The following is a 7,833-nucleotide window of genomic DNA, read 5'->3' as shown; positions in this document are numbered from 1 at the left end:
CCGGCGTGACAGGCCGATATTCTAACCAGCTGAACTACCGCCGCACCTAAATTTAAGAATAAATGGTGGTCGCTATAAGACTCGAACTTATGACATCCACCTTGTAAGGGTGGCGCTCTACCAACTGAGCTAAGCGACCAAAGTGGTGTCCTGTGTTGGATTCGAACCAACGGCCACCTCCTTAAAAGGGAGATGCTCTACCGGCTGAGCTAACAAGACACTTAAAAAATGAAGTTGAATTATACAAAAAATATTTCTATTTGTCAAGGCATAAAAGCAAATTTTAGCTAAAATTTATTAATTTTTTTTATTTTAGCCAAAATTTGGATACAAAAGTAGTCAAAATTACTACAACTATGTCAAATTTAACTATTTTTTTGTTAAATTATTATCTTTATTGGCTTTGTTATTATTATCTTTTTTAGCCGGTTTTTTATTTTCTTTGTTTAGACTTTTTAGATTTGTTGTATCAGTTGCACCACTTGTAATTAGATCTATTTTGATATTTTCGTAAATTTTATCACCTATCCCAGAGACATTTTTAATCTCATCAATACTATTAAATTTGCTTTTTTGTCTGTATGATATAATTGCTTCGGCCTTGCTTTCGCCAATACCTGGAAGCTCCATTAGCTCATTTTTACTAGCTGTATTAATATTTATGGCTGCCCACATCATACTTGCACTAATTGCAACTATAGCTAACGCTTTCATTAACTCTCCTTAAAATAAAATAACTTTATTATATCAAATTTTTAGTATTTTTGTGAAAAAATTAATTAAAATTAGATAAAATTTAACTAATTTTTTACAATATTTATTTTTGGTTTAAGTTTATATTTTAAATTATTAAATTTTTAATAAAAAGCTTTAGTTGAAATTATAATTTAAAGTTATAATATTGCAAATTAAAAGATTATTATGCTACGCCCATGATGAAATATGATAAAAAGATATTTTGTAGCAAAATAGGGCGTAGCAAAGTTGTTATATCTCTTGTGATTTTATAAATTTATCAATTAACTCAAGCTGGATATCTACACTATAATCACTTGTTCCTCCAAGGCTTTTTCTAGCCTCTTTAGAACTCTCTAGCGTTAAAAGTTCTAAAACATCGGCGCTAATATTAGGCTCTACACTTTGTAACTCATTTAGACTTAACTCACTTAAATCTTTGCCAAAACTTTCAGCTAAGGCAACACATTTACCAGTTATAAAGTGTGCTTGACGGAATGGAATAAACTTTTTCTTGACCAAATAATCAGCTAAATCAGTAGCGCTTAGGTGTCCAATTTTAGTTGCTTTTAACATATTTTCTTTATTAAATTTAATTTCTTCTATCATCGCATTTAGTATAATTAGTGAGTTTTTGGCATTTTTGACACTATCAAATACACACTCTTTATCCTCTTGCATATCTTTATTATAAGCTAGTGGTAGAGATTTCATAGTAGTTAGTAAAGAGATTAAATTACCATAAATTCTACCAGTCTTACCTCTAATTAACTCAGCCACATCTGGGTTTTTTTTCTGTGGCATTATGCTTGATCCAGTGCTAAATTTATCGCTAATTGTAATATATCCAAACTCACTGCTACTCCATAAGATTAATTCTTCGCACAATCTAGAGGTGTGGGTAAATACCACGCTAAGATTAAATAATAACTCTAATGCAAAATCTCTATCACTTACACTATCCATCGCATTTGGTGTAATACCATCAAAGCCTAATTCACTAGCAACCATCTCACGGTCAATCGGGTGTGGGGTTCCAGCCATTGCGCATGATCCAAGTGGGCTTAGATTGTTGCGTTTGTGGCTACTAATAAGCCTATCATAATCCCTACTAAACATAAATGCATAGGCTAGCAAATGATATGCTAGACTAACGGGTTGAGCGTGTTGGAGATGCGTAAAGCCTGGCATTAGGGTAGATTTATGTTCTTTAGCGATGCTATTTAGAGTTTTGATAAGATTTAAAAGTAGTTTAGCTAGATCTAAATTTGCTTCTAAAACAAAGAGTCTAAAATCAAGAGCTACTTGATCGTTTCTACTTCTTGCAGTATGTAATTTACCGCCAAATTCAGCTCCAATAATCTGGCTAAGTCTTTTTTCAACTGCCATATGTATATCTTCATCGGCTATGTTGAATTTAAATTCTCCATTTTCTATCTCAGATTTTACTTGATCTAATCCTTCTAAGATTTTATTTACAGCTTCATCTTCAATGATTTTGCATTTACCTAGCATCTTTGCGTGAGCTTTTGAACCAGCAATATCTTGAGCATACAGCTCTTTATCAAATTCAATCGATGCATTAAAAGCTTCTAATAGCTCACTACTAGCTTCGCTAAATCTACCTTGCCACATTTTTTGCATGAAAAAATCCTTAATAAAATAATAAAAATAGTAGAAGAATCCACCCAAAATAGGGCGGAGTAGGGTTAGTTTGTAGGGCCAGCCTTGGCAAATTGTACGCCTTCAGCTACATCCTCATAACGTTTAAAGTTACTAATAAACATATTAGCTAGATTATCCCTTGCAGCGATATATTCATTTTTATCAGCCCATGTGTTGATAGGATTTAACAGATTAGTTTCAACACCATCAAGTGATTTTGGTATAGCTAGATTAAATTTTTCAAAGTTTTCAAATTCGCATTTTTGAATACTACCATCTAAAATAGCGTTTATACAAGCTCTAGTGGCTTTTATGCTCATTCTTTTGCCAATACCATAAGCACCGCCACTCCAGCCAGTATTTACTAGATATACATTTACTTCGTGTTTGTCAATTTTTTCGCCTAATAGTCTTGCATATACGGTTGGATGAAGTGGCATAAATGGTTCGCCAAAGCATGCTGAAAATGTCGCTTGAGGCTCAGTAATTCCACGTTCAGTACCAGCAACTTTTGCCGTATAACCACTTAAGAAGTAATACATAGCTTGTTCTTTTGTAAGCTTTGATACTGGAGGAAGTACGCCAAATGCATCAGCTGTAAGGAAGATAATATTTTTTGGATGACCAGCTTTTAAGCTTGGTTCGTGATTTGGAATGTGTTCTATTGGATAACTTACACGAGTATTTTCTGTTTTTGAATCATCGCTATAATCTACTACGCCATTTTGATCGATGCATACATTTTCTAATAGTGCATCACGTTTAATAGCAGCATAGATTTCAGGTTCGCTTTTAGGATCTAGATTGATACATTTTGCATAACATCCGCCTTCAAAGTTAAATACCCCTTCATCATCCCAGCCATGCTCATCATCGCCGATTAGGGCTCTATTTGGGTCAGTTGATAGGGTTGTTTTACCTGTTCCGCTTAATCCAAAAAATAGAGCAGTATCGCCATCTTTGCCTACATTTGCGCTACAGTGCATAGATAGTTTATTTTCTAGTGGTAGCCAGTAGTTCATCATAGAAAATATTCCCTTTTTCATCTCTCCACCATACCAGGTGCCACCTATTACTGCGATATTTTCTTCTATATTAAATATTACAAATACTTCTGAGTTTAATCCATCTTTTTCATACTCATCATTTACGCATTTACAAGCGTTATATACCACAAAATCAGGAGTAAAGTCAGTTAGTTCAGTTTGAGTTGGACGGATAAACATATTTTTGACAAAGTGCGCTTGCCACGCAACTTCAGTTACAAATCTTACGCTTTTGCGACTTGCTAGGCTAGAGCCACAATATGCATCTTGGATATAGATATTTTTACCACTTAGTTGGGATTTTGCTTTAGCAAGGAGTTTATCAAATGTCTCTTTTGTCATAGGTTGATTAACTTTACCCCATGCTAGATATTTATTACTTGGATCTTGATTTACAAAATACTTATCTTTAGGACTGCGACCTGTGAAAATTCCAGTATCCACACTAAAGGTTCCATTATCTGTGACATAACCTTCATTATTTGCTTTCTCATGAGCAAAAAGCTCATCATAGCTTAGATTATGATAAATCTCTTTGATATCACTTAAGCCTAGCTTATCTAAATCCTTTATCATAGTTTTACCTTTTTTATAGAATTAAATTTGATGTTCAATTTTAGTATTTTTTAGCTTAATCTTTGGTTTGATTTTGTAAAAGATTTGTAAATTTTAATAATAAATTTTATAATTTAGTAAAAGTCGCCAAAATTTGGCGACTTTTGGATTATTTTAGTTTGACTAATAGCTGGCCATCTTCTACGGTTTGGCCTTGTGAAATTAGAATTTCTTCAACCTCTCCATCGCATCCAGCTTCAATTGGAATTTCCATTTTCATTGCTTCTAAAATTACAACTGTTTGACCTGCTTTTACGCTATCGCCAATATTTACTAGAATTTTAAACACTCCAGCTGACATTGTAGCTGTAATTTCATTTGATGCTCCAGTAGAGCTTACTGCTTTTGGCTCATCTTTTGGTTGACTAGATTCTTTAGCAGGAGTAATGGATTTTAAAGTAAAATTATCAAATCCTTCTGCAACTTCAACATTATAATTATGGCCATTTACTGTAACGCTAAATTGATTTGAGCTAGATTTTGTAGCTGGTTTTATAGCATCGCTATTTTTGCGAACCATAACTTTACCTTCACCTTTTAGATATGCAATACCTTTTTCTTTGCATGCTGCTGCAATAAAGATATTTTCTTCAGTAGCTTCTATACCTTCTTTTTCTAGCAGTGCTTTTGTGTAGGCAATTGATTTTGTTTCATCTTTATCAGCTATATCGATAGCTGGTGCAGTTGTAGGTTCTAAATTCAATTGCTTAGCAGCAAGTTCTACAATCTCTGCATTTGGAGTTACAGGAGTTTTACCAAAGTAACCTAAAACCATCTTGCCATAGCCTTCAGCTATCTTTTTCCATGGACCAAACATTACATTATTAAAAGCTTGTTGGAAATAAAATTGGCTAACTGGGGTTACACTTGTTCCATATCCGCCTTTTTCTACTACTTCTCTCATAGCTTTAATAACTGCTGGAAATTTATCTAAGATATTATTATCTCTCATCATTTGCGTATTAGCCGTTAATGCTCCACCTGGCATTGGTGAAAATGGAATCAATGGACTTACTTGTGTAGCCTCAGGTGGCATAAAATAATCTTTTAAGCAATCATGTAATACATCTTCGTATTTTAAAATTTTATCAACTTCTAATCCGCCTAGATCATAATCTTTGCCTTTTACAGCGTGAAGCATTGTAAGAATATCTGGCTGGCTAGTTCCGCCACTTACTGGGCTAGCAGCTAGATCTATACCATCAGCACCAGCTTCAAGAGCTGCTAAGTAACAAGCTATACTAACTCCTGCTGTTTCGTGTGTATGTAATCTTAGATGTATATTATCGCCTAGTAGTCGTCTTGCCATTTTGATAGTTTGATAGACCTTTTCTGGGCTACTTGTACCACTTGCATCCTTAAAACAAACGCTATCAAATTCAATTCCACTATCTAAAATTTCTCTTAGACATTTTTCATAAAATGCAGCATCGTGCGCACCAACACAGTTTGGTGGTAGATCCATCATAGTTACTACTACCTCATGTTTTAATCCGTGATGTTTGATTCTTTGAGCGCTATATTCTAAATTTTTGACATCATTTAGGGCGTCAAAGTTTCTAATTGTTGTAGTTCCATGTTTTGCAAATAATTTTGCGTGCATATCTACTAATTCACGACTACCAGTATCTAAAGTTACAGTATTTACGCCACGAGATAGAGTTTGTAGATTTGCATCCTTACCAGCTGCTTCTCTAAATTTATCCATCATTGTAAATGCATCTTCATTTAAGTAGAAGTATAGGCTTTGAAATCTAGCGCCACCACCAAATTCAAAGTGAGTAATCCCAGCTTCTTTTGCTGCACTTACTGCAGGTAAAAAATCATTCATTAGCACTCTTGCGCCAAATACAGATTGGAAACCATCTCTAAAAGTAGTATCCATTATATCTATAAATTTTTTTGCCATATTTTTCCTTTTTATTAAACTTTGCTTATAATTTGATAAGCTCCAATTAGTAAAATCGCAAGTGGAGCAACATAACGGAGTGTAAAGTACCAAATTTCAAACCATGATCTAGACATAAAGCCTGAAAATAGAGTAAATAATCCCTCCTTTTTAAGAATATAACCAACAAAAATACTAAATGTTAAAGCACCAAGAGGCATTAAAATATTTGATGTAAGTAGGTCTAAAACATCAAAAAATGCTATTGGTTTCTCATTTCCTATAGTTACAGCTGGAATAGAAAAATAGCTACTAGTACTTCCATAATATGATAGCATACAAAGCAAACCTAAAATATACACAAAAAAGCCAATTGTAATTATCGCTTTATTTCTACTTATATTAAATTTATGAATCAAATACAAGGCAAATGGCTCAATCATAGATACAGCTGATGTGATACCAGCAAAAAGTAAAGACATAAAAAATGCAATTGCAAGAATATTTCCTATAATTCCCATTTGAGCAAATAAAGATGTAAGAGATACGAAGATAAGTCCGGCTCCTTCGCTAGCTGGTTGTCCATCTATAATCGGTATAAATGAAAATACCACAAGCCCCATCATAATACCAATTAATATATTAATAAATACGATTGAAAAAGTTGATTTGACTAAATTTGTCCCATCTGGTAGGCTGGCCGCATAAGTAGCTACTGTGCCAACACCCATTGACATAGAAAAGAATGCTAGCCCTAAAGCTTGTAATATTAACTCAGCATTTAAAAGTTTACTAAAATCAGGAATAAATATAAAGCTTAAAGCTTGAGTAAAGTTGCCACTAGCAAATATTGCATATAATAAAAGTCCTATAAGAAGTATAAATAGTGATGGCATCATATATATATTTAGTTTTTCAATTCCGCTTTTAATCCCTTTAGAAACTACATAAAATACAGTTAAAAAAACTATACTAAAGCAGATAAATACGCTTAAAAAATCTCCTTCAACAAGTCCGCCAAACATAGCCCCAGCCTCTTGTGTAGTAGATGGAAGGGTACCAAAAGATAAGAATATATATTTTAATATCCACCCAATTACAATCATATAAAAAGATGCTATTAAAATTGCCGTGATCATAAAAAACCCAGCAAAGCCCCAAGCACGCTTATTTTTTGGTGCTAGATTTTTTAGCGAATTTACAATATCGGTCCCACCAAGTCGCCCAATAGCTAGCTCTGCTAAAAAGACTACCACGGCTATCCCAAGAGTAAGCATAATATATAGCAATATAAAGGCTGAACCGCCGTTATTGCCAACCATTGTAGGAAATTTCCATGCATTTCCTAGGCCCACAGCACTTCCAGCCATTGCTAGAACAAAGCCAATTTTTGAAAATTTTTCTACCATTTTTCACCTTGAATACAAAATAAGCTAAGTTTATCAAATTTTTTCTTTTTATATACTTTTTTTTATAAATTTTTTTAATTAGTTGATATTTTTTGCTTTATGTGTAACTTTTTGAAATTTAGTATTAATATTTTTTAGTTAAAATGTTGTCAAATTCAATTAAAAGGATAAACTATGAGATGTCCAGTTTGTAAAGATGTTGATTTAGTGATGAGTGAGAGAAGTGGTGTTGAGATTGATTATTGTCCTAGTTGTCGTGGTGTTTGGCTAGATCGTGGAGAATTAGATAAAATCATAGAGCGATCAACTTCAACTACAAATTCAAGACAAAGTGATTACTTTGGTCAAAAACAAGATTATAGAGATGATAGAAGATATGAGAGCAAAAGAGATTATGATAACTATCATAATGGATATCGTAGAAAGAAAAAAGAGAGCTTTTTATCTGAACTTTTTGATTTTTAATATTTTGAGT

5 protein-coding genes, 2 tRNA genes and 1 pseudogene are annotated in these 7,833 nt (G+C 33.3%); 1 reads left to right on the top strand and 7 read right to left on the bottom strand.

What is annotated here, in order from left to right; translation table 11 throughout:
• Window positions 1-63 precede the first annotated feature (63 nt).
• The 7 genes and pseudogenes from J6V67_RS02655 to J6V67_RS02625 all read right to left on the bottom strand — a co-directional run bounded on the left by J6V67_RS02655 (window position 64) and on the right by J6V67_RS02625 (window position 7,358).
• Window positions 64-139 (bottom strand) — tRNA-Val (locus J6V67_RS02655).
• A gap of 4 nt (window positions 140-143) precedes the next feature.
• Window positions 144-219: transfer RNA gene (locus tag J6V67_RS02650), tRNA-Lys, on the bottom strand.
• A 270-nt stretch (window positions 220-489) separates the two neighbouring features.
• A pseudogene (locus tag J6V67_RS02645) lies at window positions 490-714 on the bottom strand (ComEA family DNA-binding protein); the annotation flags it as partial.
• Between the two features lie 273 nt (window positions 715-987).
• On the bottom strand, window positions 988-2,379 hold the full coding sequence (gene argH / locus J6V67_RS02640; protein ID WP_291858128.1) for an argininosuccinate lyase: 1,392 nt from the start codon (window positions 2,377-2,379) through the stop codon (window positions 988-990).
• A 65-nt stretch (window positions 2,380-2,444) separates the two neighbouring features.
• Window positions 2,445-4,019, bottom strand: coding sequence for a phosphoenolpyruvate carboxykinase (ATP) (gene pckA / locus J6V67_RS02635; RefSeq protein ID WP_291858130.1), 1,575 nt, complete (start codon window positions 4,017-4,019; stop codon window positions 2,445-2,447).
• Between the two features lie 151 nt (window positions 4,020-4,170).
• Complete coding sequence (locus J6V67_RS02630) at window positions 4,171-5,970, bottom strand: biotin/lipoyl-containing protein (protein ID WP_291858124.1); 1,800 nt, start codon at window positions 5,968-5,970, stop codon at window positions 4,171-4,173.
• A 14-nt stretch (window positions 5,971-5,984) separates the two neighbouring features.
• Window positions 5,985-7,358, bottom strand: coding sequence for a sodium-dependent transporter (locus tag J6V67_RS02625; RefSeq protein ID WP_291858121.1), 1,374 nt, complete (start codon window positions 7,356-7,358; stop codon window positions 5,985-5,987).
• A 174-nt stretch (window positions 7,359-7,532) separates the two neighbouring features.
• On the opposite strand from J6V67_RS02625, the gene J6V67_RS02620 reads away from it, so the two are divergent.
• Window positions 7,533-7,823, top strand: coding sequence for a zf-TFIIB domain-containing protein (locus J6V67_RS02620; RefSeq protein ID WP_291858119.1), 291 nt, complete (start codon window positions 7,533-7,535; stop codon window positions 7,821-7,823).
• Window positions 7,824-7,833: the final 10 nt, after the last annotated feature.

It is taken from the genome of Campylobacter sp. (assembly GCF_017646085.1).
Taxonomy (GTDB): Bacteria; Campylobacterota; Campylobacteria; order Campylobacterales; family Campylobacteraceae; genus Campylobacter.
This window is presented reverse-complemented; position numbering and strand designations above follow the sequence as displayed.

Coding starts and splice junctions, on each gene's coding strand:
- argH (WP_291858128.1), bottom strand. CDS start 2,379: ATGCAAAAAATGTGGCAAGGTAGATTTAGCGAAGCTAGTAGTGAGCTA.
- J6V67_RS02630 (WP_291858124.1), bottom strand. CDS start 5,970: ATGGCAAAAAAATTTATAGATATAATGGATACTACTTTTAGAGATGGT.
- J6V67_RS02625 (WP_291858121.1), bottom strand. CDS start 7,358: ATGGTAGAAAAATTTTCAAAAATTGGCTTTGTTCTAGCAATGGCTGGA.
- J6V67_RS02620 (WP_291858119.1), top strand. CDS start 7,533: ATGAGATGTCCAGTTTGTAAAGATGTTGATTTAGTGATGAGTGAGAGA.